Origin of the sequence: Neptunomonas qingdaonensis (genome assembly GCF_900113275.1) — a bacterium.
GTDB classification, from domain to species: Bacteria; Pseudomonadota; Gammaproteobacteria; order Pseudomonadales; family Balneatricaceae; genus Neptunomonas; species Neptunomonas qingdaonensis.
This window is the reverse complement of record NZ_FOOU01000008.1, coordinates 106,618-132,586: the sequence shown is the minus strand read 5'-3', so window position 1 is coordinate 132,586 and position 25,969 is coordinate 106,618. Positions and strand designations below refer to the sequence as shown.

The 25,969-nt window shown below is 46.0% G+C and carries 19 protein-coding genes; 8 read left to right on the top strand and 11 right to left on the bottom strand.

Annotation, left to right across the window (positions count from 1 at the left end; all coding sequences use genetic code 11):
- Positions 1-43: 43 nt before the first annotated feature.
- The 4 genes from BM099_RS12735 to BM099_RS12720 all read right to left on the bottom strand — a co-directional run bounded on the left by BM099_RS12735 (position 44) and on the right by BM099_RS12720 (position 3,993).
- On the bottom strand, positions 44-1,702 hold the full coding sequence (locus BM099_RS12735) for an AMP-binding protein (RefSeq protein ID WP_198064155.1): 1,659 nt from the start codon (positions 1,700-1,702) through the stop codon (positions 44-46).
- 93 nt (positions 1,703-1,795) lie between these two features.
- Positions 1,796-2,602, bottom strand: a complete 807-nt coding sequence (locus tag BM099_RS12730; RefSeq protein WP_090728502.1) for a class II glutamine amidotransferase — start codon at positions 2,600-2,602, stop codon at positions 1,796-1,798.
- 3 nt (positions 2,603-2,605) lie between these two features.
- On the bottom strand, positions 2,606-3,067 hold the full coding sequence (locus BM099_RS12725) for a bactofilin family protein (protein ID WP_090728501.1): 462 nt from the start codon (positions 3,065-3,067) through the stop codon (positions 2,606-2,608).
- On the bottom strand, positions 3,016-3,993 hold the full coding sequence (locus BM099_RS12720; RefSeq protein ID WP_090728500.1) for a M23 family metallopeptidase: 978 nt from the start codon (positions 3,991-3,993) through the stop codon (positions 3,016-3,018). The genes BM099_RS12725 and BM099_RS12720 overlap by 52 nt, the downstream gene beginning before the upstream one ends.
- Before the next feature lie 267 nt (positions 3,994-4,260).
- Between BM099_RS12720 and bktB the strand changes: the two genes are divergently transcribed.
- Positions 4,261-5,445: a beta-ketothiolase BktB gene (gene bktB / locus BM099_RS12715; RefSeq protein WP_090728499.1), complete on the top strand. Its 1,185-nt coding sequence runs from the start codon at positions 4,261-4,263 to the stop codon at positions 5,443-5,445.
- A 144-nt stretch (positions 5,446-5,589) separates the two neighbouring features.
- Here the strand turns inward: bktB and ppnN are convergent, their stop codons facing one another.
- Positions 5,590-6,960: a nucleotide 5'-monophosphate nucleosidase PpnN gene (gene ppnN, locus BM099_RS12710; protein ID WP_090728498.1), complete on the bottom strand. Its 1,371-nt coding sequence runs from the start codon at positions 6,958-6,960 to the stop codon at positions 5,590-5,592.
- Positions 6,961-7,107: 147 nt separating this feature from the next.
- A complete protein-coding gene (gene cobB, locus BM099_RS12705; RefSeq protein ID WP_090728497.1) occupies positions 7,108-7,818 on the bottom strand; it encodes a Sir2 family NAD+-dependent deacetylase in 711 nt (236 codons plus the stop codon).
- 107 nt (positions 7,819-7,925) lie between these two features.
- Between cobB and BM099_RS12700 the strand changes: the two genes are divergently transcribed.
- From BM099_RS12700 to BM099_RS12685, 4 genes are all read left to right on the top strand, one after another.
- Complete coding sequence (locus tag BM099_RS12700; protein WP_090728496.1) at positions 7,926-9,311, top strand: PhoH family protein; 1,386 nt, start codon at positions 7,926-7,928, stop codon at positions 9,309-9,311.
- Positions 9,312-9,396: 85 nt separating this feature from the next.
- Positions 9,397-10,236 (top strand): sensor domain-containing diguanylate cyclase, encoded by an 840-nt coding sequence (locus tag BM099_RS12695; protein WP_090728495.1) that lies wholly within the window; start codon positions 9,397-9,399, stop codon positions 10,234-10,236.
- On the top strand, positions 10,193-10,513 hold the full coding sequence (gene yidD, locus BM099_RS12690; protein WP_090728494.1) for a membrane protein insertion efficiency factor YidD: 321 nt from the start codon (positions 10,193-10,195) through the stop codon (positions 10,511-10,513). The genes BM099_RS12695 and yidD overlap by 44 nt, the downstream gene beginning before the upstream one ends.
- A 96-nt stretch (positions 10,514-10,609) precedes the next feature.
- Positions 10,610-12,811 carry a solute carrier 5/6 family protein gene (locus BM099_RS12685; RefSeq protein ID WP_090728493.1) on the top strand — a complete coding sequence of 734 codons (2,202 nt, stop codon included), beginning with the start codon at positions 10,610-10,612 and terminating at the stop codon, positions 12,809-12,811.
- A gap of 90 nt (positions 12,812-12,901) precedes the next feature.
- Here BM099_RS12685 and BM099_RS12680 read toward each other — a convergent pair whose 3' ends face one another.
- The gene (locus BM099_RS12680) at positions 12,902-13,735 is read right to left on the bottom strand and encodes a mechanosensitive ion channel family protein (protein ID WP_198064154.1); all 834 of its coding nucleotides are present in this window, start codon (positions 13,733-13,735) and stop codon (positions 12,902-12,904) included.
- Positions 13,736-13,926: 191 nt separating this feature from the next.
- On the opposite strand from BM099_RS12680, the gene BM099_RS12675 reads away from it, so the two are divergent.
- Positions 13,927-14,499 carry a TIGR04211 family SH3 domain-containing protein gene (locus BM099_RS12675; RefSeq protein ID WP_090728492.1) on the top strand — a complete coding sequence of 191 codons (573 nt, stop codon included), beginning with the start codon at positions 13,927-13,929 and terminating at the stop codon, positions 14,497-14,499.
- A 127-nt stretch (positions 14,500-14,626) separates the two neighbouring features.
- Here the strand turns inward: BM099_RS12675 and mqo are convergent, their stop codons facing one another.
- A complete protein-coding gene (gene mqo, locus BM099_RS12670; RefSeq protein WP_090728491.1) occupies positions 14,627-16,111 on the bottom strand; it encodes a malate dehydrogenase (quinone) in 1,485 nt (494 codons plus the stop codon).
- Between the two features lie 556 nt (positions 16,112-16,667).
- Between mqo and BM099_RS12665 the strand changes: the two genes are divergently transcribed.
- Together BM099_RS12665 and BM099_RS20825 are read left to right on the top strand one after the other, a co-directional pair.
- Positions 16,668-16,910, top strand: a complete 243-nt coding sequence (locus tag BM099_RS12665; RefSeq protein ID WP_090728490.1) for a GrxA family glutaredoxin — start codon at positions 16,668-16,670, stop codon at positions 16,908-16,910.
- 57 nt (positions 16,911-16,967) lie between these two features.
- Positions 16,968-17,096 carry a hypothetical protein gene (locus tag BM099_RS20825; protein WP_269750483.1) on the top strand — a complete coding sequence of 43 codons (129 nt, stop codon included), beginning with the start codon at positions 16,968-16,970 and terminating at the stop codon, positions 17,094-17,096.
- A gap of 84 nt (positions 17,097-17,180) precedes the next feature.
- On the opposite strand, the gene recD is transcribed toward BM099_RS20825, so the two are convergent.
- The 3 genes from recD to recC are packed head-to-tail and all read right to left on the bottom strand — an operon-like array spanning position 17,181 to position 25,949.
- Entirely contained in the window at positions 17,181-19,097 is a 1,917-nt protein-coding gene (gene recD, locus BM099_RS12660) for an exodeoxyribonuclease V subunit alpha (RefSeq protein WP_090728489.1), read from the bottom strand.
- Entirely contained in the window at positions 19,094-22,657 is a 3,564-nt protein-coding gene (gene recB, locus BM099_RS12655; RefSeq protein ID WP_090728488.1) for an exodeoxyribonuclease V subunit beta, read from the bottom strand. Before recB ends, recD begins: the two co-directional genes overlap by 4 nt.
- The gene (gene recC / locus BM099_RS12650; RefSeq protein ID WP_090728487.1) at positions 22,647-25,949 is read right to left on the bottom strand and encodes an exodeoxyribonuclease V subunit gamma; all 3,303 of its coding nucleotides are present in this window, start codon (positions 25,947-25,949) and stop codon (positions 22,647-22,649) included. Before recC ends, recB begins: the two co-directional genes overlap by 11 nt.
- Positions 25,950-25,969: the final 20 nt, after the last annotated feature.

Here is a 25,969-nt window from a genome sequence, read left to right as displayed (position 1 = left end):
TAGCTATTTTATAAAGGAGTATCGATTACAAAAGGAGGATCGATTAAAGATGGCGACCATGTTTGGGGTGTTGCAAAGCACTGAACTCTTCTTCTCTGAGCTGACGTCGCAACACTTTACCGACAGCATTGTGAGGCAAGCACCGCCTGAACTCGACCAGACGGGGTACTTTATAAGACGTTAAACGCTCACGACAATAGTCCCTGACATCACGAATGGATAAACGCTGATTAGAGGACACTACATATAGCTTGATATGCTCCCCCACAACATCATCAGGAATGCCGATTGCAGCGCATTCGAGCACATCCGGATGACAACTAATCACTTTTTCTAATTCATTGGGGTATACAGCAAATCCTGAAACATTGATCATATCTTTTTTTCTATCAACAATCCGGATATTTCCTTGCCGATCCATTCTGGCGATATCTCCGGTCTGCAACCAGCCGTCCAGCAAAACCTGACGTGTATCCTCTGGTTTTTTCCAGTACCCCTGCATGACCTGCGGCCCTTTCACCCATAATTCACCCGTTTCTCCATAGGTGAGCACCTCACCCTCTTCACCCAGTATTTTAACACAGGTGTCACGTAACGGTTTACCGACCGTCTGCGAGACAACCGAGTATGGCCTGTTAGCAGATACCACAGGTGAGGCCTCAGTTAACCCGTACCCCTCCAGAATCTCACAGCCAGTAACCGCCTGCCAATCACGCGCCGCAGATTGAGTCAAAGCGGCGCCACCTGAAAAGGTCAGTTTTAAATTTTCAAAATCTAATTGAATAAAAGCCGGATGCTGGCATAAGCTGACAAACAGTGTATTAAGGCCCGCAAAAATGCTAATCGGATACTTTGCAAACTCCGCAACAAAGGAGTCAAGGTCCCGAGGGTTAGGGATTAACACCATATGGCTTCCCCGGGATAACATCACCAAACAATGAAATGTCAGAGAATATATATGATAAATAGGCAGTGGCGCGCAAACGACTTCACTACCGGGGATCACTACCTTCTTTAAGACATCATTAATTTGCTGCATATTGGCAATTAACTGACGATGCTGAAGCATCACGCCTTTGGACACACCGGTGGTGCCGCCAGTATATTGCAACAACGCCAAATCATCAGGCGCAGCGTTAATATTCTGCCACGCTTTAGCTTCACCTAACTTTAACGCTTTTCTCAAGCGGGTCGTTGTAACGCTACTCCCCCACTCCCACTGTTGTTGCTTCCACCCACCAGCAAGCCAACTCCAGCAACGCACGAGTGGCGAGTGCAGATCAACCACATTGGTAACAATCACCTCTTTTAATTCTGTGAAGTGAATAATTTCAGAGAGACTTTCGGTCAGATTAGAAAGCACTACCGCCGCTTTAGCACCACTGTCATTTAGCTGATGCTGTAATTCATATGCCGTAAATTGAGGATTAATATTAACCACAACCAGACCAGCCCTTAATGCACCAAAGAAAACAACCGGAAATTGCAGTAAATTCGGCAATAGCAAGGCGATGCGATCACCTTTAACCAAACAGGAATGATGCAAAAGATAGCTGGAAAACAGCCCGCTGAGACGGTCCAGTTCGTGGTAAGTCAGCGTTGCACCGGCATGCGTAAATGCCGGATGATGGGAGTAACGCCTACAAGAAAAAGCCAACAATTCAGTAATGGTCGATACGGGCAAATCACTTGTCTGATTCAATTTACTTCAACCCACTCATGACATCGGTTTAACCAATCACGCCTGATCACAGCGATCCTTTTATTCACAACCTCTATTATTCACAACCTCTATTCAAAACGAAATCTCATCACCATCGGGCGATAATCGGTGCGTCTGATCCAGTCCTTTTCGAAACACAACCAGCTCACCTGTTTTTATTGCAATCCATGCTTCGTTGTCGGTTAAAGGCTCCGTTGCCACCACGGTAACGATATCTTTGTCAGTTGTTTGCGTACAAAAATCAACCGTCATATCATCATCTTTAAGGCTGGCTTCGCCAAATGGGGCACTTCTGGTCAACCAGGATAGCTTTGTAGTGCAGTAGGCCAATAAATACTGAGACTCAGACAACAACATATTAAAGACACCGAATGCCCTCAACTGTTCGCAGCATTGATGAATAAACGTTGTTAATTGATCAGAAGTATCCGGACGGTCAGGAAACTCGAGGCGTATCTGGCCTAATAACCAGCAAAAAGCATACTCGCTATCAGTCGTGCCTACAGGGCGATAAAAAGTTAACGGCAAATCAAATAAGCGTTTATCCAGCTGGCCGTTATGAGCAAATGACCAGCTATAGCCCCATAACTCCCTGATAAAAGGATGCGTATTTTCCAAACAAACTGAACCGACATTTGCTTGTCGGATATGACTAATGACCACCAAACTCTTGATCGGATGGTTTTTAACAAGATTCGCAATAACGGAATCGCAACTGGGCTCCGGATCATGGAAAGAGCGCACACCTTTTCCTTCATAAAAAGCGATTCCCCAACCATCCCGATGTGGCCCGGTACCTCCTCCCCTTTGCATCAAACCACTAAAGCTAAAGCAAATATCGGTCGGAACATTGGCACTCATACCCAGCAATTCACACATAGATTAAGAAGCCGGTTTTTCAGATGATTGCAGTGTAATTTTGTCAGGCAGTGAATCAATCGCATCAACGCCTGATTCATAATCAAGAGCCTTAACCGCGGGATAAGCCGGGCCTGCATTTTCTCTGCGCTCACCCTGAAAGCAACCTAAAGGATCAATACTCATCACCTTGCTGAGAACCGTTGCCCGCACTCTTCCGCCTTTTTCAATATGCAGTTCATCACAAACCACCTCACCTTCCAGCAAACCAGTCACTGTCATATGTTTAGCTTTTATTACGCCCGACACATGGCCCGTTGCCCCAATTGAAATATTATCAAGAGAATTGATATTCCCTTCAAATACCCCATCGATATGCATTTTACCAACGATATTCATTTCGCCGGAAAGCTTATTACCATCAGCAATAATGGTTAAGGCTGAATGGTTTGATTTAGAGGATACAGATTTTTTAAGGAAGCCCATTTCACACTCTTCACTGTTGTAAAAATTGAATCAAAGTTAGCTATATTCCATGCCACAAAAGGTGCCGGATTGAGAGTCGAGTAGAGGTGCCTTACCTCGTAATGCAGGTGAGCTCCCGTTGATCTACCCGTATTGCCACTCTCTGCAATTTTTTGTCCTTTATGAACAAATTCACCGCTGCTCACTTCGGTATTATTCAAATGGCTATAGTTGGTTTTAAATCCAAAGCCATGCAAGATCACAACCTGCACACCATAACCATCCCCCCTATTCCCCGCATACTCAACCACACCATCGGCCGTGGAATATACGGGCGTCCCTTTTTCGGCTTTATAATCTATACCCCGATGCATGACACGTTTCTTATGAATAGGGTGCATCCGCATACCATAGCTATCATTAATCCGCATAGCCTGAATAGGCAAACCATTAGGAATACTATTCAGCATAAACAAGCGCTGATTCGCCATCATGGTTAATGACTCCAACCTTTCTGGTGACATATCACCTGAGGGTTCGACATTCAATAACGTTTCTAAACCATTCAAGCTCGCATCAAGTGTCGCACTCAGCTCTCCCAGACGGTTATTACCCTCATAGAGCTTATCGCCCATGCGGATATTCTCAGCTTGTAACTTATCTCGTTGACTAGCAACTCTGGACAACGAAACACTCAACTGGTCTAACTCATTTTTATAAAGATTTTGCGTACCCAGCATCATCTCATACTGATCATTCAGCTGTTCATGATCTTCTTCCAGGAGTGCTAAATCATCAGTGGTTTTTACCAACAACCAATTTGAAATAAAAAAGCTCACTGCTGACAGGATAACAAATAACACTAGCAGATACCGAGCCATTTGTCCCAGAGAGTACTGCCGCGAACCCCGCATGGTCGTTAAGGTAACTATTAACTTATTCTTCAATCTCCGGCCCTTAATACTGCATCAGACAGCTGCAAATATACTCATAAATATCAGCCTTGTCATAAAACACCTATATATTCCCCCATGAGTATTACTCTATAGTCTAAAAATTAAACCAATTGTCTATAGAACACTATAACTCCTCGTGCAGATATGGTTTATGTTCATTGCATCTGAGTAGATTTCCCCCAAGTCAGAATTGAAATTAATGTTGTAACTACTGTTGTAATGACAGTTGTAACTATTTTAAAAAAAGGAAAGTAGGGTATGAGTCAGCATGATGTCGTTTTTTTAAGTGGCGTACGTACAGCCATAGGCGGTTTCGGTGGTAGTCTGAAAACAAAAACTCCTTGTGAGTTAGCAGCAGCCGTCGTTGAAGAAGCTGTTAAACGTTCTGGTGTCGAGCCTGCCGGTTTTGGGCACAGTGTTATTGGTAATGTAATCCACACTGAACGCCGCGATATGTATATAGGCCGCGTTGCTGCCGTTAACGGCGGCTTACCACATGAAACACCGGGTTTAACCGTAAACCGCCTTTGTGGTAGTGGCTTACAAGCTATTATTACCGCTGCTCAGCAAATTCAACTGGGCCACTGTAAAGCAGCAGTAGCTGGTGGTGCTGAGGTAATGAGTCGTTCACAGTATTGGATTCCAAGCGCTCGATTTGGTCAGCGTATGGGAGACACTGAGGTTCTTGATGCGATGGTCGGCGCGCTTACCTGCCCGTTTGAAGATACGCACATGGGCATCACTGCTGAAAACGTAGCAGAAAAATGGAATATCAGTCGCGAAGACCAGGATGCACTGGCTACCCTCAGCCATCAACGCGCTGAAGCAGCTACAACATCGGGTCGCTTTAAAGAGCAGATTCTGCCGATTGAGTTGAAAAGCCGTAATGGCAGCACTTTCTTCGATACCGATGAGCACACCCGTAAAGGCTGTAAATTAGAAGACATGACTAAGTTACGCCCTGCATTTAAGCGTGAGGGTAGCGTAACAGCAGGTAACGCATCAGGTCTGAACGATGCTGCTGCGGTTGTAACAATGATGAGTGCTGATGAAGCTCAGTCTCGTGGCCTGAAACCAATGGCACGCCTGGCTGGCTACTCATTTGCAGGGGTTGAACCCAAGTACATGGGTATTGGCCCGATACCTGCCGTTCGCAAACTGCTTGACGAAGCGGGCCTAACGGTAGCTGATATCGATGTATGGGAAGTAAACGAAGCATTTGCAGCTCAGGCACTGGCTGTAGCGCGCGACCTTGACCTGCCTGCAGACAAAGTAAACCCTAACGGATCTGGTATCTCTTTGGGTCACCCCATTGGTGCGACTGGTGCCATTATCACTGTTAAAGCACTGTATGAATTGCAACGCGTTGAAGGACGTTATGCTGTAGTTACTATGTGTATCGGTGGTGGTCAGGGTATTGCTGCACTGCTTGAGCGCGTATAAGTGATCAAAAACAGATAGCGCTTATCGAATTATTAATAACCTGTTAAATAGTCAGATAAGTGAAAAAGAGCCTCAATTGAGGCTCTTTTTTTTCGCTTAATTCACAAAGCTGTTAATTTACGAAGCTCTTAATTAACGAAGCTCTTAATTTACAATTCTGTAACAGGGCTGATATTCTTCATGGTTAATTTTCATCCGTTTTTGCTCTACAAAGGATGAAAGCAGCTGATCTAATGCACCCATGATCTCTGCATCCCCGGTAAGCTCAAAAGGCCCATGCTGCTCAATAGCCAAGACCCCCGGCTCCTTCACATTACCCGCAACAATGCCTGATAATGCCTTTCTGAGCTGAGCCGCTAAAATATAATCGGGCTGCCCTTTCTCCAGATTCAACTGCGCCATCTCTTCATGCGTCGGCTCAAATGGCTGTTGAAACTCGTGTGGGATATGCAGCTGCCAGTTGTAATGATAGGACTCATCCGTCTGTTTACGATACTCCAGAACGCGCATCATACCTTCGCGCACTTTTACAGCAACACCATGCGAGTCAGCCACGACTATTTGGTATAGCTCTGCAGCCCGCTCTCCAATTGTTAATTTAATAAAGCGATCTACTGTTTCAAAATAAGCTTCACTGCCTGCCGGCCCGGTAAAAACAAGTGGAAAAGGAATATTCCTGTTTTTAGGGTGAAGCAAAATGCCTAACAAATACAGAATCTCTTCTGCTGTACCCGCACCGCCGGGAAATACTACAATCCCATGCCCCAGACGCACAAATGCCTCTAAGCGCTTTTCGATATCAGGCAAGGTCACCAACTCATTAACGATAGGGTTAGGTGATTCAGCGGCAATGATGCCCGGCTCTGTCAGACCTATATACCGGGGACCGGTTTTTCGTTGTTTAGCATGTGCAATGGTTGCCCCTTTCATTGGCCCTTTCATGGCGCCGGGACCGCATCCTGTGCAGATATCGAAGGACCGCAAACCCAGCTCATAACCGACTTCTTTGGTGTAATCATATTCTACCCGTTGAATCGAATGTCCTCCCCAACACACCACTAAATTAGGCTTCACATGAGGACGCATAGCATCGGCGTGACGTAAAATATGAAACACGGTATTAGTAATGCGTTGCGATTCACTCAAACCGTCACAACACTGATCAAGCTCATCGCCCACATACAGTAAATCCCGCAGAACTGTAAAAAGGTGCTCACGGATACCCTGAATAATTTCACCATCAACAAACGCTGACGCAGGCGCATTAATTAATTCCAGTTGTACTCCCCTATGCTTGTGCTTGATGCGTATATCAAACTCACGAAAACGATGTAACACCGTACGTGTACTATCCAGTTCACTTCCCGTATTTAACACAGCCAGACTACATTGACGAAACAGTCGGTATAAACCGCCATTACTCATATCCTGTAATTTAGCGACCTCATGTGGAGAAAGGGAATCCATGCTCTCCAACGGCGTAACATTTGCATTAATAAAATGTTCAGTGATCATAAACCCACCATCCTCAAAAAAATAAATCGATATAAATAGTCACTGCTTTAACTCTTTTTCAGATATCTTTTCTCTTCAACATAGTTCACTTTTACACAGGTATATCTATAAATAACAGAAACTTATACTTTTCTTACTGAGTTTTTTTTAACTGCCACTTATTAACTCATCAACAAAATCCGGCACCTGTTCGCTCGCCGGACCATAGTAATGCGCTTTAAAGTGCGATTCTTTACGTGACGGTTCAAGATTAATTTCTACGCTAAGAGCACCGGCCTGATTAGCGACTTCGACAAAGCCGGCTGCCGGGTATACATGCCCTGACGTACCTATTGATAAAAAAAGATCGCATTGACTTAACGCATGATAAATAGCGTTCATTTGCATGGGTTCTTCACCAAACCAAACGATATCCGGCCGTAATGTTCCTGACAGACCACAACAGACGCATCGATCCTGTGGCGTCACGCTGCCCCTGACCAAAGAGACGAACCCCGTCCGGATACAACGCACATTCAGCAATTCGCCGTGCATATGAATAAGAGACTTACTGCCGGCGCGCTCATGTAAATTATCGACATTTTGTGTCACCAGCAGAAAGCGCCCCTCAAAATGCGCTTCCAGCTTAACCAAAGCGTTATGCGCTTCATTCGGTTGCACAGCAGCACTAAACAACTGCTCCCGTCGTGCATTATAAAAACGATGCACCAGCGCAGGGTCTCTATGAAAACCTTCTGGTGTCGCAACGTCCTCGATAAGGTGATCTTCCCATAACCCGTCACTGGCCCTGAAGGTACGTATACCCGATTCAGCAGAGATACCCGCTCCCGTTAATACAACGATTGATTGAAAACCCATTCGCTTCTCCGGATAGTTGACCACAACTGCAGAACAGTAGACTATCATGAATGTTGAAGGTCTATTAAGTCTGCCATTCTCTGTTTAGACTACAAAAGGATAGAGCCATGAGCGAAGCAAAACTCTATATTCTCGACACTAACGTTCTACTGCACGACCCCAGATGCCTGTATGAGTTCAAAGAACAAGATATAACGATCCCGATGACCGTTCTAGAGGAACTGGATGATATCAAGGATCGCAAAAAAAACGTTGCTCAAGAAGCTCGCTATGCAATCAGAGCCATTGACGATATTTTATCTACCGCAGCCTCACCATCACAAATAACCAAAGGTGTGCAGATTCCTCTTCCCGGAAAAGACAGGGAAATTAAACTCGGTAAGCTCAGTATTTTTCCCGACCACGAACTCACCGCCCGACCTGGCTTTCTCACCAGCAACAAAAAAGACAATCTCATTATAAATTGTGCTCTGCATCTGCAATCAACAACAACAGATCGCGAAGTTGTACTGGTTACTAAAGATATCAACATGCGACTGAAGGCACTCGGCGCGGGTTTAGAGCGAGTGGAAGACTATCGTACTGACCAGCTGGTTTCTGATATCGAGTTACTGCCGGCCGGTCATACACACCTGGATGGCACATTCTGGGAAAAAGTCGATCAGGTAAAAAGCGTTCAGGAAGAAGGTAAAACCTATCACCATATTGATAAATCCTTAATTCCTGATGCCTACATCAGCGAATATATATTTGATGACTCAAAAGACTTTGCCGCACGTGTTGTCGCCATTAATGAAACCGAAATTGTCCTGCTCGATTTAGGTTATGAGCACCTGATGCAACAAACTTGCTGGGGCATCTCACCGATCAATATCTACCAGGCATTTGCCATGCAGTCGGTACTTGATCCCTCGATTGATCTCTCCATTTTGAATGGCGCAGCAGGATCGGGAAAGACCTTGATCGCTTTAGCCTGCGCACTTGAGATGGTGATTGAAGACAAACGTTATAACAAGATTATCGTGACCCGTTCAACGCCTCCCGTAGCCGAAGATATCGGCTTCCTGCCCGGTACGGAAGAGGAAAAAATGACACCGTGGATGAGTGCAATCAATGATAACCTTGAAGCGATGCACGAAAATGATGAGCGCCCGCTGAGCAGCGTCAAATACACGATTGAAAAGGCCAACATCCAATTTAAATCATTAAATTTTATACGCGGCCGGAGTATTCAGGATGCCGTTGTAATCATTGATGAGGCACAGAACCTGACGCCCTCGCAGCTGAAAACTATCCTCACCCGCTCAGGAAAAGGCACAAAAATGATCTGTTTGGGCAATCTGGCACAAATCGACTCTAATTACTTAACGCCACTCACTTCCGGGTTAACTTATATAGTAGAACGCTTCAAAGGCTTTGATGGTGCTGCAAATGTTCACTTTGAAGGAATTTTCCGCTCACGACTGGCTGAATACGCTGAAGAGAACCTATAATCATAAGACAGCCGTTATTCCGACGATGAGTCACGGCTGTCATAGAGAATATTTAAACAGTCTATTAGCCTGATGTGGATTTTATATGAGTAACGATACAAGCATAACAAATACAGCATCACATCCACTTGTCGAATACAGCCCCAATGCGATACTTGTTATTGATGACATGCGCATCACCTATGCAAATGAAGCAGCAGGTCATGTGTTTCATACGGCAGTATCAGATTTAACTACATTAACCTTGTCTGATTTAAACCAATCAGAGGAGGCAGTCGCTTCACTGATCAGTCACATCCAGCAGGCCGCTGCAGATAAAACCACCCAACAGCATCGTATTGCCCTCATGAGTGGCGCAGGCCTGCGTCAATACTCTGCAACGTATCGACCTCATCAGTCTCAAATCCATGTTTTTTTACAGGATATTAGTGCGTTAATTCAAAGTGAAACGGCATTAACCACACAAACAACACACGACCCTTTGACTGGCCTGTTTAATCGATCACAGCTATTTTTGATGGGGACGCAGGATATTGCCCGCGCTAAGCGTTATAAGCACCCCACCTCATTACTGGTTGTTACTATCTCAAACATGCGCCATGTCAATCAAAGCTATGGTTATGCCATGGGTGATCATGTGTTGATTAATGTATCCAGAGCCTTACGCGATGTATTAAGGGAATCTGATTACGCTGCCAGACTCGATAATAATAGCTTTGTTATCTGCTTACTCGACGCAACGCTTGAACAAACCAACATTGTCACGACTCGGATCAAAACGGCGATCTCTGGTAGAGATATTCTTATCGCCGATACCAACATTCCCCTTGAAATGATTTACGGAAGTGCAGAATTTGACAGCACTATCGACTCCCAGTTTGATGACTTTCTGTTACGTGCTGAAAAAAATTGTACCGAGATATAGGATTTTGAAGAAAATAATGACCGCTGTGCTAACCGCTTTAATTCGCGTCTATCAATACGCAATCAGCCCTTTCCTGGGAAATAACTGTCGTTTCTATCCCAGTTGCTCTCATTATATGCTTGAAGCCATTGAAACCCACGGCCTCTTTAAGGGAGTTGGTTTAGGTACTCGTAGAATTCTGAAATGCCACCCATGGCACGACGGAGGGATCGACTTAGTACCGCCGGCATGCAGATGCAGCCCACATGAAAAGTCATATAGCGACTCTGCCAAATAGTGTTTAAACCTCTGTATAAAAACGCGCTACAATCAGAGAATATTTTGAACAGTCATCACACACAGAACTAGAGCTCTCTTTGAAAGGCCAATTTTGATGTTTTCGCCCTTAGCCGTGATTTCAACCGTCATCTTCTACATGCTGCTGCTATTTGCTGTGGCTCAACTTGTTGAACGGCGGATTACCAAATCAGGCAGGCCGCTTAAAAGCCCATGGATTTATGCGCTTTCCCTCGCCGTTTTTCATACATCATGGACTTTTTATGGCAGCGTCGGTTTTGCCAGCACATCAGGATTGCTCTTTTTAGGTATATATGTGGGTGCACTTATCGGCATTATGTTCTGGTGGGTTACGCTCAGAAAGATGGTAGCCATCAAAGAAACCTTTCGTATCACGAGTATTGCCGACTTCATCTCTACACGATACCGCCGTTCCCAAAGAATCGCCGGCCTGGTCACAATCATCGCACTTGTCGGCATCCTTCCCTATATCGCACTGCAATTAAAAGCGATCGTCAATTCATTCGAAATTATTACACAAGAACAAAGCGGCGCAACCTCTGAGTACAGCGGTATTTTTATCACGTTAATAATGGCCGCTTTTACTATCATTTTTGGTGTCCGTAAGCTGGATCCTACCGAACGACATCAGGGGATGATAGTGGCGCTTGTCGTTGAAAGCGTGGTCAAACTGATTGCATTTGCCAGCGTTGGCTTATTTGTTTGCTTCGTCCTCTATGATGGCCTGGGTGATATTAATACACGTATAGCAGAAGCTAACCTGTCATACATAACCCAGTTCAATGTTGTTGAAAACAGTGCCAGCATGTGGATGACATTAATCGTACTGAGCTTCGCAGGCATCTTTCTTCTGCCCAGACAATTCCATGTTGCCGTTATTGAGAATACTGATCAGAAACATATCAAAACAGCCATGTGGTTATTTCCGCTGTATATGATTGCCATCAATCTGTTCGTTGTACCTTTGGCTGCTGCAGGCTTAATGAGCGGCCTTCCTGCCGAATCTGCGGATTTCTTTGTGCTGCTGCTACCTCAACAAGCAGGTTACCCGACACTGACCATGTTTGCGTTTATTGGCGGCTTTTCCGCCGCTACCGGCATGATCATCATTACTACTATGACACTTTCGACCATGGTTTCTAACCATCTGGTGTTACCCGTAATTGAGTGCTTCCCTGCAGCCCAACGCTTACGCACACACCTTCTGCAGATACGTTGGATACTTGTAGTCCTGATTCTTGCCTCTAGCTATTGGTTTGAACACGAATTCAGCGACTCCTACATATTGGTCGCCATCGGCCTGCTATCCTTCGTTGCTATTTTGCAGTTTGCTCCCGCTGTTTTTGGAGGAATGTTCTGGATCAAGGGAAACAGCGGCGGCGCGTTTTCGGGACTGCTCGCTGGCTTTTTCATATGGTGTTACACCTTGGGTTTACCTACGTTTATCAAACAGGGATGGTTAAATCAGGAGATTTTAGTTTACGGCCCCTGGGGTATTGAGCAGTTAAGACCAGAAGCACTTCTTGGCCTGGATGGGTTTAACCCAGTGACTCATAGTGTTATCTGGAGTCTCTTGTTTAATATCAGTTTTTATATTATCGGCTCACTCATATACCATCCGCACAAAGATGAACGCACACTCACCACTGAGTTCATGGCTGCAATGCAACCACTAAACACCAGCAGCAAAGCACGCCCAACCGGCCTGGATGCTTATATAACGTTAAGCATAAAAATAGAAGAAGCTAAAATATTACTCTCACAGTATCTAACCGCAGACAAGGCGCGTGAATCAGTCTATACCATTGCTGAAGACCTGCAGGTCCTTGGCAAGCCCCACATCACCATTATTGAACTTATCGAGTTTCATCGAATGCTGGAACACTTGCTGGCAGGGTCCATTGGTGCGGCCAGTGCTCATAGTGCTATTGAGCAGACCATTCGCTATTCAGACCGTGAATCAAGCGACCTCAAAGCGCTTTATAGTCATATTTATAATGAGCTGAGTACTAAAAGTGTTGCTCAAGGTATAGAGGATGAGGAGGATGACCTGTTGCCCAATGGTTTTGGTATGCTTTCCAGCTTACAAAGTCAGATTGATACACTCGAGTCCACTGTCGGCCAGCAGCAAAAAGAAATAGAGTCGCTTGAAGCCAAACTGGAAGCACGCTACGAAGAGATTTTCAAATACCGAATGGAAACTCAAAAAGCTAATCAGGAAAATGATGAGTTACGCGGACAATTAAATCAGCTTCCTCGTAACCCTTCATTGAAATAGCAAGCATATGAGGATCAGGCGACAGCATCACTCAAACCGGAGCTCTAATTAAACTCTAGCCTGAAGCTAACTGTCGCCTGAAAAACTTGACTAGTCCTGGTCTTGCTTGTGCAGATGTACATCCATCTGCGGGAATGGAATAGAAATACCTGCCGCATCAAAGCGTAACTTTACCTTTTCATTGGTATCCCACAGAACAGCCCAGTAATCAGAGGTTTTAACCCAGGGACGAACAACAAAATTTACGCTACTGTCAGCCAGTGCGGCAACAGCAATGACCGGAGCCGGCTCAGGTAGAATGCGCTCATCTTCTGACAAAATTTCAGCCAATAATTTTTTCGCTTGCAACAGGTCCGCATCATAGCCAATCCCAAATGTCATATCGACACGACGAGTATCACGTTTAGAATAATTCGTAATAACACCACTGTAGATTGGTCCATTAGGCACAATCACTTCACGGTTATCGCCGGTACGCATAACCGTACTGAAAATTGAAATACTCTCTACCACACCGGAAACACCCGCGGCTTCAATAAAATGTCCCTCTTTGAACGGGCGAAACACCACCAGAAGCACACCCGCCGCAAAATTCTTCAATGAGTCCTGTAAAGATAAACCGATTGCCAAACCTGCAGCGCCGACAATCGCAATTAAAGAAGAAGTATTCACACCAAGCTGATCGAGTGACGCTACAATGACAAAAAGCAGCAACAAAGAGCTTAAAATAGACGAGATAAAATTAATTAACATATTGTCCATTTTAGATTTTTGTAGCAGCTTTCTAACAAGCCCCATCACCAACCCAACAACAACACGCCCGACAATAAAAACAGCAACCGCTGTCAGAATATTGATACCCCAAGGCAAGATATACTCATTCTGAATATTGATTAACATGTCCGGATCCAGAAATTTTTCCATCGATAACTCCATTGTCTAATTGGTCTGATACAAACTAAGCGGCATTATCCCTTTGTCGTGCTATAAATCCTATCTCTAAAGGAACTTTAGCTCATCTTTTCGATCCTATTGCAGAGTAAATCATTTACAATAGGTGTTCTCTCAGAGGTATCCATCCAATACATTAATCCGAGACAAAGGCTCTCTGAACAATGAAGAAATATATACTTGCAGCTGTATTCATCTCAGCTTCAATCCCTGCTTTGGCCGAAAAAGGCCATATTGCCGATGACGTTTATGTTTTTGTCCATGGCGGCCCGAGTAATCAATATAAAATTACCGGACGTGTTCGTAGTGGATCATCGATCGACATCCTAAGAAAAAGTGGTGATGGTAAATTTATCCAGGTCCGCACCTCTACAGGAAAAACCGGCTGGGTTGATGCCAACAATGTGGAAAACGGTGACAGTATTCAAATCCGCGTGCCGAAGCTTGAATCCGCACTGGAAACAAGTGAGGTACTGGTCAAACAGCAATCAACAGAGATTCAAAGCCTGCGGGGCGAGCTTGACACCTTTAAAGCTGAAAATGGCACTTATTCTGACCAACTCTCTAAATTAAATACAGAAATTACAGACCTTAACCGCCAAATAGACAACATGGATGAAAGCAATCTGATGCGCTGGTTTACTTACGGTGGTCTGGTTGCTCTGGGGGGCGTTTTATTAGGTCTGCTTGTACCCTACTTACCTAAAAAGAAAAAACGCAGAGATGACTGGATGTAACTCATTTCATTCCCATCATGAAAATTGCCGGGTATCAAACTGCACCTATAAAAAAGCCGACATTCAAGTCGGCTTTTTATTTACCTATGACCCGTCCTAAATAAGGGAGCCACTCAACTATCAGACACTACTGATCAAGTTCCAGTGTAGATAGGGTATATTGACGGACACGCTTCATTAATTCATCATTATCCTTCAATGATTCACCGTACGAAGGAACCATCTCCTTCAATTTCTGCTGCCACTCTTGTGTTGCCAGGCGTTCTGGAAAGCAGCGTTCAACGATGTTGATCATCGTATTAACGGCCGTTGATGCACCCGGTGAAGCGCCCAGTAATGCGGCCAATGTATGATCAGCCGACGAGATAACTTCTGTTCCAAACTCTAACTTACCGCCTGAGGCCTCATCTTTTTTGATGATCTGCACGCGTTGTCCCGCATTGGCCAGCTCCCAGTCTTCATCTTTAGCGTCAGGGTAGAAGTTACGCAGAGAAGCGACACGCTCTTCATGGGACTGCATCGCCTCACTGATCAAATAACGCGTCAGATCCATATTGTTTTTACCCACAGACAACATAGATTTAAGGTTATTCGCTCGTAAGCTTTTAGGCAGATCCAATATGGAACCCTGTTTTAAAAACTTAGTGGTAAAGCCAGCAAACGGACCAAACAACAAGGCTTTCTCACCACTGATGATACGGGTATCTAAATGTGGCACAGACATTGGAGGCGCACCAATAGGCGCTAAGCCATAAACTTTGGCCAGATGTTTTTCAACGATTTCTTGCTTTTTACATACAAGCCATTGACCACTGACCGGAAAGCCGCCGTATCCATCGCCCTCAGGAATACCTGACATCTGCAGTAAAGGTAATGCACCACCGCCTGCCCCCAAAAAGACAAAACGCGATGTTATGGTTCTTTCCACACCCGTTTTTCTGTTTTCAAGCTCAACCTGCCATTGACCATCATCGTCCTGCTCAAGATCTGTAACAGTATGATTTAGCAACAACTCAAAATTATCCTGCGCTTGAAGATAGTGTGTCATGTTGCGCGCAAGCGCACCAAAATCAACATCAGCACCATAACGAACCCGCGTACCCGCAACAGGCTCCATAGGGTCACGGTTTTCAAGAATCAGCGGCATCCATTCACGCAAGACATGAGGATCTTCGCTGTATTCCATATCTGCGAATTGCGGCGACTGACTCAGGGCCGCATAACGCTTACGCAAAAACTCAACATTAGCCTCCCCCCAAACAAAGCTTTGATGAGGCGTTGCATGAATAAAGTTTTCTGGCTTTGGTAAAGCTCCCTGCTTAACCAGATATGACCAAAACTGCAGGCTAACCTCAAAAGCAGAGTTAATGGCAAAAGCTTTAGTGGTATCAATGCTACCGTCAGGTAGTTTCGGTGTGTAGTTTAGTTCACAATAAGCTGCGTGCCCTGTTCCAGCATTATTCCAGCCATCTGTACTTTCGTGTGCAACATGGCCTAACCGTTCTACCATCACAATATTGATGTTAGGGTCGAGCTGCTTCAAAAGCATCCCCAGGGTGGTACTCATCGCACCCGCACCTACTAACAATACATCTGCCGATTTTGCTATCATTTTGCTCTCACCATTTCTAATATAAATATGGGATCTGAAAATCACACCCGATAGTGTGAAAAATTAAGAGCAAATCACTCTGAATCACACTGCAACGAATCTTATGGTTTCGCTGTCAATAGGATGCTTTACCCTAGGATTTTCGTACTAATTACAAACATACGGACGTAAAAAAAACTTCCATATGGGGTATGTTGGCGCAAATTATACGGAATCTTTTCCAAATGTCTTGAAGAATAAGGCCTTAAGTACTGGTCAATTCGTAGTATACGTTTGCCATTTTCTCAGTCTTTTTTTATTAGTTCTTAGCTGATAACTCGTTATATTCATTCGAATTTTCATATTGTTTGTCAGCTCACAGACACCTTTGTTTAATCTACTCGTTAAGTAAAGACCTATACCTTGATCTAAGCTTTCTGCGAGATGCTTGATTTCAAATACGCTTTTCTGAATTCGCTCATTAATTTCATTTATCTGTTTAATAGCAATAACCCATTAGAAAACTGCAACTTTTAATGTTTTATTAAGTCTTATTTCTATCAACAGGAGAGAGCAGATGGAACGTGTGACTATTTTTGGCAAAGAGGGTTGTGGCTTTTGTAAAAGAGCCAAGCAGATATGTGAACAAAAAGATCTCAACTTCACCTATTTAGATATCCACAAAGAAAACATCAGCCAGGCTGACTTAGAAAAAACGATTGGAAAACCGGTACATACCGTGCCGCAGATTTTCATCGGTAAGGAATATATAGGCGGATACACAGAATTTTCGAATAAGGTTGCTGACATGGGCCTTTAAGGGCTAAAGTAACGGTAAGAATGAAAAAAGTCCACGAGGTAGTTTATGACAATTTTGATGACTCTTATAATCGCAGTACTTGCCGTGTTTATCGGTAAACAACTACTTTCTGTCAGCCAGAAAAAAGAGATGCGGCCTATTCGCATAAAAACTGATGAGCAGCGTTTTAAAAACCGCCGCCGCTAAGTGACATTTAGGTAGAATCAGAGCAGGTAGAATCAAAAACAGCTATAAACAATAGGTAGACAGAATTTGCGGATATGCTCGTTTTTATCCTCTACCCCAGATTCTTTCTGCCAATCCACTCATTCTGATCGTTGCTTTATCAATTGACGCTACGATTGTTTTAAATGATCCATAAAGCGAGCAGTGTTTTTTAGCACGGGTTATTCCGGTATAGACTAACTCCCGGCTAATCACCTTAGCATCCTCCGCCAACACCAATGTCACCTCGTTAAACTCCGATCCCTGACTTTTATGCACGGTCATCGCAAATACTGTTTCATGCTGTGGTAAACGGCTAGTGGAGTATGAAACCAACTCTCCTCCCTGATCAAACCATACTTTCAACTGCTGTGTTTGTGCATCTATCAATGCGATTCCCACATCACCGTTATACAGGCGTAAAGAACGATCATTGCGCGTAATCATAACAGGCCTGCCGGGATACCAACGGCCATTCATTTTTATCAAATGGCGGCTTTCGGCCTCCTTTTCAAAGGCTTCATTAAGCGCTTCCACACCAAAAATTCCTTTGCGTAACCCACATAAAACACGAAAGTCCGAGAACTGTTTTAAAATATCCGCAGGAGGAGCATGCATACTCACCGTATCCAGATAGCTTCTATACTTAACTAACATATGCTGAATCAATTGAGTATTATCTGAAGCATTCACGGCCAACTGCTGCACGTCACTATAGCCCGACTGCAATACTGTTTTTACTTGCTCGGCACTGCCGTTATTAACAGCGCGCGCCAAGGCACCAATACCGCTGTCCCTTGAAAACCGATAGCTATGCGTGAGAAAAGCGACAGAGTCAGCAAACGGCAGGGAATTAAAGGCTAACGGTTCAACCAGGCCACATGTTTCTTGCAAGAATGCAGTCATTTTCTCACTACGCCTGGCCTGCTTGGGTAATGCACAAAGGTCTCCCATGACGCTACCCGCTTCAACAGAGGCCAACTGCTCTTTATCACCCACGAGAATTAATCGGGCCTGTGGCGGCAATGCCGACAACAAGCTAGCCATCAGAGGTAAATCAATCATCGATGCTTCATCGACCACCAGCAAATCAAGATGTAGCGGATTATCCGCATTATATTTGAAGCCTGACTGGCCCGGGCGGGCACCTAAGAGACGATGCAGTGTGGTACCTTCATCAGGTATCTGCTCTTTAATTTCGTCACTGACATCTAATGAATCACGCGCCGCACTGATTGATTCGGATAAACGTGCTGCCGCTTTACCCGTAGGGGCTGCCAAGCGTATGACTGGATGTTTAGCCGGATACTGATGATGCTGCATCTGCAGGTAGATCGCGAGCATTCGCGTTATCGTCGTTGTTTTGCCGGTCCCGGGCCCTCCACTGATAATAGCTAAAGACTGCATAACAGCCGTCGCCGCTGCAATGCGTTGACCATCCGGTTCTGTCGCACTTGAAGGAAATGCCCTTGTAGGAAAAAGCACATTCAGTTTTTCTTTAAGCAATGGCAATGAAAAATCAGCGGGAGTGGCGCGCGCCAACAAATCAACCGCGACCTGACACTCATATTGCCAATACCGATAAAGATACAAGCGCCCTTTATCCAATATCAGTGGTGTCACAACCCCTCTTTTATCAACAGCCGCAACTGGCGCTTCATCAAGAGCCACAACCGATCCTTTATCAAGAGCCGCTGCCTGCCCGTCTCCAAGGATGAGATGGTCGACTAACTGAGCTACAGATTGCTTTCTTCTGAGGCGCCCCGCCTCTTCACGCAATGACGTTGGCCAATCAGCCCACAGCAGGTCAAGCTGTTGCAGATCGATACAGACATGCCCTTCGCCAAGCTGCTGGCTGGTCAGCGCCGCCAGCAATACCAGAAAATCAGGCATGTTCGGTTGTTGCGTTGTCAACCAGTTTGCAAAGTGCAAATCCAGCGGCCGCAAACAACCTTGCGTATGAAGCTCCTCCAATAGTTTCATATCCCCTCCTGGAATAACGTATCCAAGGCATCGATCAACGCAAAATCAGGCTTGGTATAGAAAATCCCCTGCTGCCCCTGATCTTTATGCATGCCGCGTATAAACAGATAATAGACACCGCCTACATGCGTTTCGTAGTGATAGTCCGGCAAACGGTTTTTCAATAAACGATGCAAGGCTAATGTATACAACACATACTGCAGATCGTAGCGGTGCTCTATCATGGCTTGCTCCATCGCCTCCTGACTATAATCCTGCGGGGTGTACCCCAAATGATTGGACTTATAATCCACCACATAATAGCGGCCTTCATAACGCATCGTCAGATCGATATAACCTTTCAGCATCCCTTGAATTTGATCAAACTGCAGCTCCCCTGCGCGCTGAGCTAACGGGTCGTGCTGACGTAATAGCTGATTGAGATGGGATGCTTCTATCGAGGCAAAGGGCAACACAAACTCCATCTCTACCAAGCGGTTCTGATCACTGATATCCATTAAGCGACAACCTGCCTGTGGCAGTAAAACCTGCAAGGTTTGCTGTACAAACTCAGCTAACACCGGCTGCCACTCAGGTTCAAAACCACTCAGCAACAGATGTTTCTCCAGCACCTCATCCAGCTGTAGCGGCGTGACCGTCGCAAAATCGATCTCTTCAAAAAGCGTATGCAAAAATGTACCGGCCGTCGCCCCCCGATGGAAGGTAAAGATATTAAAAACACCCTCCATGTTATCCTCTGTTGAGTCCTGCTCTGCCAACACTTCAAGATCCAGAATAACTTCAGTGATCGCTTCGCGCGTATGAAAACGACTTAAGGCTGAGTAGCTGGTTACACGCCAATCCCGCTGAATAACCCCGGAAAATATTTTGACATGTGGTTCACAAGGCACGGATCCTGTTTCAGCTTCAGTCTCAGATCCGCAAACAAGGTCAGTAAAGAGATCAGCAGTGCTGTGATCCTGCGCAGTTTCAGGCACCAGCTGAACATGTAACGCGGCATACACGGCAGCAAAATTATTCACCGCTTCAACAAGATCAGGCTCCTGCCTCATCAATAGATAGCCCAATGCACTACTGGCCGTTTTCCCCTGCTTACTGTTACGGTATCGAACATCACACACGCCCAGATAACAGGCATGCACTGCACGGGTTACGGCCACATAAAGCAGGCGAAGGTCTTCCGCTAAACGCTCTTTTTCTACCCGCGCTTTAATCTCATCATCCGGCGCTAAACTGAGTACTGAGCGGCCTTCGTCATCATGAAAAAATGAAGAGCTACTATCCCGGTAACGACAGATAAACGGTAAATAGACTATCTCATACTCCAGCCCCTTGGATTTGTGGATAGTAATAATAGTCACACGGGAACGATCACTTTCTAAGTGGAGCTGTTGCTCATCGGCATTCTGATTAGGGCTGGCCAGATGTTCGGCTAACCAACGCAATGCCCCCATCAACCCTTCCACTTCCTGGCTGGCTTGTTGTAATAACTCACCCAGGTGTAACAAGTCAGTGAGACGGCGCTCGCCATCTTCGCTGGCCAGAATCCGTCCTGACAAGCCACGCGTCGCCAGTAAATTATGTAACATAGGTAACACGCCTAAACGCTGCCAATGTTCGCGATACTGCTGAAACTCAACCACCAGAGCTTCCCATTCCAGCTCACTTTGGCAGAGTGTATCCAGCTCAGACATATCCAGATGAAACACCCCGGTTGCCAAGGCTGTTCGCATCAGGCGCTCATCGGTCGGTTCCGCAATCGCCTGCAGAATATAAAGTAGCTCACGCGCCTCAAGGGTGGTAAAAACACTCTCGCGGCTGGAAAGAAACACCGAATCAATCCGTTGGCCACGTAACGACTGCTGAACCTCCTTAGCTTCTTTACGGTCACGTACCAGTATGGCGATATCAGCGGGCAGGATGCGGCGCTCGCCAATATAATACTCTCCGGAATTTAACAGCGAATCGATATGCCGGGCGCATCCAGCGGCATAACGCTGCAGATAATCGCTGACGCTCAGTGATTCTCCGGCCATCCAGAAGTTGAGCGCTGGTTGAATCTTACCCTGGCAATTGAACGCTGTTTTGTCGGCCTTAGCCGATGCTTTGGCCGGATAAAACGGAATATCCTGATCATAAATAAAAGCAGAAGGAATATAACCGAAAAGCGCATTAGCAGCGCTGACCATGGCTGTTGATGAACGCCAATTGGTATCCAGAGTGTAGTGAGCTGATACCTGTTTACGCGCTTGCATATAAGTAAAAATATCCGCGCCACGAAAAGCATAGATAGACTGCTTCGGATCACCAATCATCAACAAAGCAGACGGAGCCGCCGGATAGATCTGATTAAAAATCGCATACTGTAACGGGTCGGTATCCTGAAACTCATCAATCATCGCAACCGGATATTGTTTACGAATCGCCGCCGCTAGCCGCTCACCGCCCTCTCTTTGCAAAGCAAACGCCAATTGAGATAACAGATCATCAAAAGCCAGTAACTGATGACGCGCTTTTTCTGCCTGTAAGCGCTTTTTCACCTCGCCTAACGCCTGCGAAATGATGACCTCTTTAATCGGGACACGTCGCTCAAAAATCTGGTCAATCTGGCTAAAAACCGGATGACACGGTGGCGAGCCTTTGGGGCAATCTGCTTCGATAACGGACTGTCGAAAATAATTCAGTTTATCCCAGGGAACCTGAGCCGTATCACCTCGGGCATAAAGCGTTACCGCCTCCAACCAGCCGGGCAAATTACGTTTACTGTAACGGCGCTTATTAATCCCGGAGGCCTCAATTAATGGAGCCAGATCTCCAACCGAAGCCAGCCACAGCGGTTTAAATTGCTGTAATGCTTCTTTTTCCGCCCGCCAGCCCTGCTGCAAATCAAACTGGCTATAATCCGGTTCCTGGATCAGCTCGTGGATACTTAAAAAACTACGGATTGCCGGCAATAACAGATCAGGGGTTCTGAACTGCTGTAACATTTCACCCGCCAACTCATAGGGTGCCTGGTAAAATGCATCACGCCAATAATCCAATAGAGCCTGACGAATCAGTGGAGCATCATCCGTAGTCAGTTCCTGGTTAAATAGCGCACCACTTTCAAACGCATGCTGCTTGAGCATACGTTGACAAAAACCATGGATAGTAAAGATCGCCGCCTGATCCATTTCAGCTGCCGCCAGTTCAAGCAAGCGAGCTTTATCCTGATGAGCTGATGTGTGTTCAAGCAAGCGAGCCAGTAATGGATCATCACTTTCCCCCGCCAGAAAGGCTTTTCGCGCTTCCCGGATTCGTTGCCGAATCCTATCTCGCAACTCCTGCGTAGCCGCTTCGGTAAAGGTCACCACCAGAATCTGCTCAACACCCAGCGGCATCAGATTGCTTGCATTCTCAGGGCTGTTTTTAGAGCCATGCTCAGGGCTGTTACCTAAACCCAGCAATAAACGTAGATACAAGGCCGCCAGTGTGTAAGTTTTACCGGTACCGGCACTGGCTTCAATCAAGCACTGGCCATGAATCGGCAGCGTCAGTGGATCAAGCAGCTTAATGGTCATCGTTATCCACTTCCAGATAGTTCATCATTACACTAAACAGCTGTTCGGAATAAGCGAAAACACCCGGCTCAATCATGCGCCATTCAGGATAAACTCTGCGTACGTAGGGGTTGCTGGCATCGCCCCCCCGATCACTGTCAAAGCGACTTTGTGCTTCTTTACGCGCTTTTTCTTCATCTTTACCACGTAGACTTAACCATTTCCACGCGGGCTCGGGTATCCAGTTCAGCGGGAAACGCTGCCCCTCAAGGTAGGTTTTGACGAGCTTGCTTAACTCAGCATGCGCCAATTCAGCAGGCATGGGTGTAAAGCTAAACTGCTCGCTCAAGCCTCGATACGTGGTGCGCTCACTGTAGCCGGCAGCGCAGGTGGCCAGATGTTGCACCCAGGTCATAAAGCGATGCCTTCCTGATACTTTGGAAACATCATATTTCAACACCCCGGTGTCGTAGACATCATTCACCCAGCCTTGTAGTTCCAGCGAATCCGGCAGAGTAAAGCGTAAATTAATCTCGCGCCGACGTGGCTCACCCACCATCAAGGGCTGCATTTTTTCGTACAGCTCAGCAATATCATGGGTTCGCTTAGACAATTCCACATCGCCTGCCTTACCCACGGGCAAAATACCCGACTGGCGTATAAAGTGAGCGGTTGCCTGCAAACCATCGCCACCTAGTGCCGATTGCAATAGTTTCTTGCGTAACTGGTAATCAATTAACGGCGCTAAACTAAAAGGCTCTTCATCAGATAACACCAATTCATCATCACGAAAGAAGATCTGCATGCGCTTCTGGAAGAAATACTGAATCGGGTGTCGATAAAAAGCGATCAAATCATCCAGTTCTACCAGGGGATTCTCGATCGGCTGTAATTTACCCTTAATAAAAGAGGCTGACGTCAGCGTCGATAGATTCGATGAAATCATCCAGCGATTGTTATAACTAAACAGCCGCGGCGATGTTTGATCGAAGTAGCCGGGGCTATAAGCGGTTAACGGGTGTTCCAGTAAAAGGTGCTCTTGTACTGTCTTAGCTGTCACAAACTTACGCGTCGATTCAGGCGTGTCCTGTTCAATCCGATACGCCTGATCACAGTACTCCAATACTTCGCTGACCAGCACCGAGGGAACACGCTTTGCATTATCAGCAATCGATCGTCCGACATAACTGATATACAAGGTATCACGCGCTGAGAGCAACGCTTCTAGAAACAGGTAGCGATCATCATCACGCCGGGACCTGTCGCCTTTGCGCGGATGATCCACCATCAGATCAAACCCCATTGGCGGGATAGAACGAGGATAGTCACTATCATTCATGCCCAGCAGACAGACCACACCAAAGGGAATAGCCCGCATCGGCATGAGTGTGCAAAAGTTGATCTGTCCCGACAAGAAGCGCTGTGAAGAGCGCTGGCTGGATAACTGCTCTTGCAAATAATCCTGCACGATAGCGACATCAATATCTTTCTCAAAAGCCACTTCCTGAAAGGTTTCACGCAATGACTCCAACGCCCGATAGATAAGCTCAAGCGCTTCATGATCACGTTCATCCGGCAGATACATCGCCTCTAACATCTGCTGAATCAATGCTATCCAGCCGGTCAACGGCTGAGCACCGGAAAACTGTGTGCGTAACTGCTGCAACTGCTGCAAAAAAGCGGATAACTGGCCTAATGCCGCCGATGCCAGACCACCGACACCATCATAAGGCGAGATATCATTCCAGACGGCATCTGTCGCGCCAATAGCATAACCGCTAAACAACCTGTCCATCCCAAAGCGCCAGCTATTTTGCTCAAAACCTACACTGCCGCTATCCTCGCGCGACATCTGATCCAGACCCCAATGAATACCCGTTTCGTTGATCCACTGGCGGATATTTTCAAACGCTTCCTGCTCCAGTTCAAAGCGCTTTAAGGTCGCAGGTAGCTCCAGTAACTCAATCACTTGTGAAACACTGAAACGACTTTTACTTAACGATATTAACTGCAAGAAACTGCTTAACAGCGGTATTTCCTGCTCGGCTGATCTGTCAGAAATAGAATAAGGCAGATAATGCGCGGCGGCGGCATTGCCAAATACCGCATCAATATACGGCGCATAATGGGCCACATCCGGCATCATGACAATGATATCTCTCGGCTTTAAACGAGCATTATCGCTGAACATTGCCAATAGCTGGTCCTGCAGGATCTCTACTTCACGTAACGCACTATGTGCTGAGTGCAACTGAATGCTCTGATCGGTATCCGCGAAGGTGATCACTGGGTCGCTTAAGCCGCTATTGCTGTTTTGGTCGTTTCCACGGTTAACCAACTCCAGCATGTCGGACTGCAAGGCACTTAGTAGTGTGTCATAGCGGGCATCATTAAAAAGTGCGACTTCCGGTAGCTCCATCTGCTGGATCAGGTGCAGATAATCCCGTCCCAACTTACCCATTGATGCCAATAAAGGATGGCCGGTTTGATAAGTTTCATCAGCATCTTGCCCCTTAGAAAGCCAGATCCGATTCAGACGCGCCAGATAACCCGGATCGACGATATCGCCCCAATAATGCCGACAGGGATTCGCCAACATCAGATGCACATCTACTTTTTGCCCTAATGCACCCAGTGCTTCGATATAGTTCTGCGGTAATGCGGAAATACCAAATACAAAGATACGCCGGGGAACACCTGCTAAAGCAGTTTGGCTATTTGAAAGAGCTTTAATGAAGGTGTCATACATATTGGCACGATGCCAATGCGGAAGCCCTCTGCTGTGCGTGTCTTCAACGATCGCCCGCCATAATGCCGGCTGCCAACGCTGATCAGCTTCTAAGGCAGGCTGATCATCACCCTGCTCCCAGGCAGCAATCCAGTCGGGCCGATAAACAAGATACTGATCAAACAGATCGGCGACCCGCTCACACAGATGGTAGAGCCGCAGAGGGTCTTCATCTTCCTGAAGATAGTGTCGCAGCACACTAAACAGGTCACTGTCGAGGTACTGTGGAAGAACCCGCATCAACACCCAGGTCATTGAGGCTTTATTATAGGCGGAACGTTCTGGCACATCATCCAGCGCCGCAACAAAGACTTTCCACAAAAAACTGGCGGGTAAAGGAAATTCTATATTAGCAGCGATACCCAAACGTTCTGCAAGCTCCAATTTCAGCCACTGAGCCATACCCGGGCTCTGCACTAAAATCTGCTCTGCAACAAAAGGATCAGATTGCGGGTCCTGCCTGATCATCTCCACCAATACATCGCGCAACGTATCCAGCGCGTTAGAATGATAAACCCTTAGCATGAACCGATCCTTTGATGCCT

Coding starts and splice junctions, on each gene's coding strand:
- BM099_RS12730 (WP_090728502.1), bottom strand. CDS start 2,602: ATGTGTGAATTGCTGGGTATGAGTGCCAATGTTCCGACCGATATTTGC.
- BM099_RS12725 (WP_090728501.1), bottom strand. CDS start 3,067: ATGGGCTTCCTTAAAAAATCTGTATCCTCTAAATCAAACCATTCAGCC.
- bktB (WP_090728499.1), top strand. CDS start 4,261: ATGAGTCAGCATGATGTCGTTTTTTTAAGTGGCGTACGTACAGCCATA.
- ppnN (WP_090728498.1), bottom strand. CDS start 6,960: ATGATCACTGAACATTTTATTAATGCAAATGTTACGCCGTTGGAGAGC.
- cobB (WP_090728497.1), bottom strand. CDS start 7,818: ATGGGTTTTCAATCAATCGTTGTATTAACGGGAGCGGGTATCTCTGCT.
- BM099_RS12700 (WP_090728496.1), top strand. CDS start 7,926: ATGAGCGAAGCAAAACTCTATATTCTCGACACTAACGTTCTACTGCAC.
- BM099_RS12695 (WP_090728495.1), top strand. CDS start 9,397: ATGAGTAACGATACAAGCATAACAAATACAGCATCACATCCACTTGTC.
- yidD (WP_090728494.1), top strand. CDS start 10,193: ATGACTTTCTGTTACGTGCTGAAAAAAATTGTACCGAGATATAGGATT.
- BM099_RS12685 (WP_090728493.1), top strand. CDS start 10,610: ATGTTTTCGCCCTTAGCCGTGATTTCAACCGTCATCTTCTACATGCTG.
- BM099_RS12680 (WP_198064154.1), bottom strand. CDS start 13,735: ATGGAAAAATTTCTGGATCCGGACATGTTAATCAATATTCAGAATGAG.
- BM099_RS12675 (WP_090728492.1), top strand. CDS start 13,927: ATGAAGAAATATATACTTGCAGCTGTATTCATCTCAGCTTCAATCCCT.
- mqo (WP_090728491.1), bottom strand. CDS start 16,111: ATGATAGCAAAATCGGCAGATGTATTGTTAGTAGGTGCGGGTGCGATG.
- BM099_RS12665 (WP_090728490.1), top strand. CDS start 16,668: ATGGAACGTGTGACTATTTTTGGCAAAGAGGGTTGTGGCTTTTGTAAA.
- BM099_RS20825 (WP_269750483.1), top strand. CDS start 16,968: ATGACTCTTATAATCGCAGTACTTGCCGTGTTTATCGGTAAACAACTA.
- recD (WP_090728489.1), bottom strand. CDS start 19,097: ATGAAACTATTGGAGGAGCTTCATACGCAAGGTTGTTTGCGGCCGCTG.
- recB (WP_090728488.1), bottom strand. CDS start 22,657: ATGACCATTAAGCTGCTTGATCCACTGACGCTGCCGATTCATGGCCAG.
- recC (WP_090728487.1), bottom strand. CDS start 25,949: ATGCTAAGGGTTTATCATTCTAACGCGCTGGATACGTTGCGCGATGTA.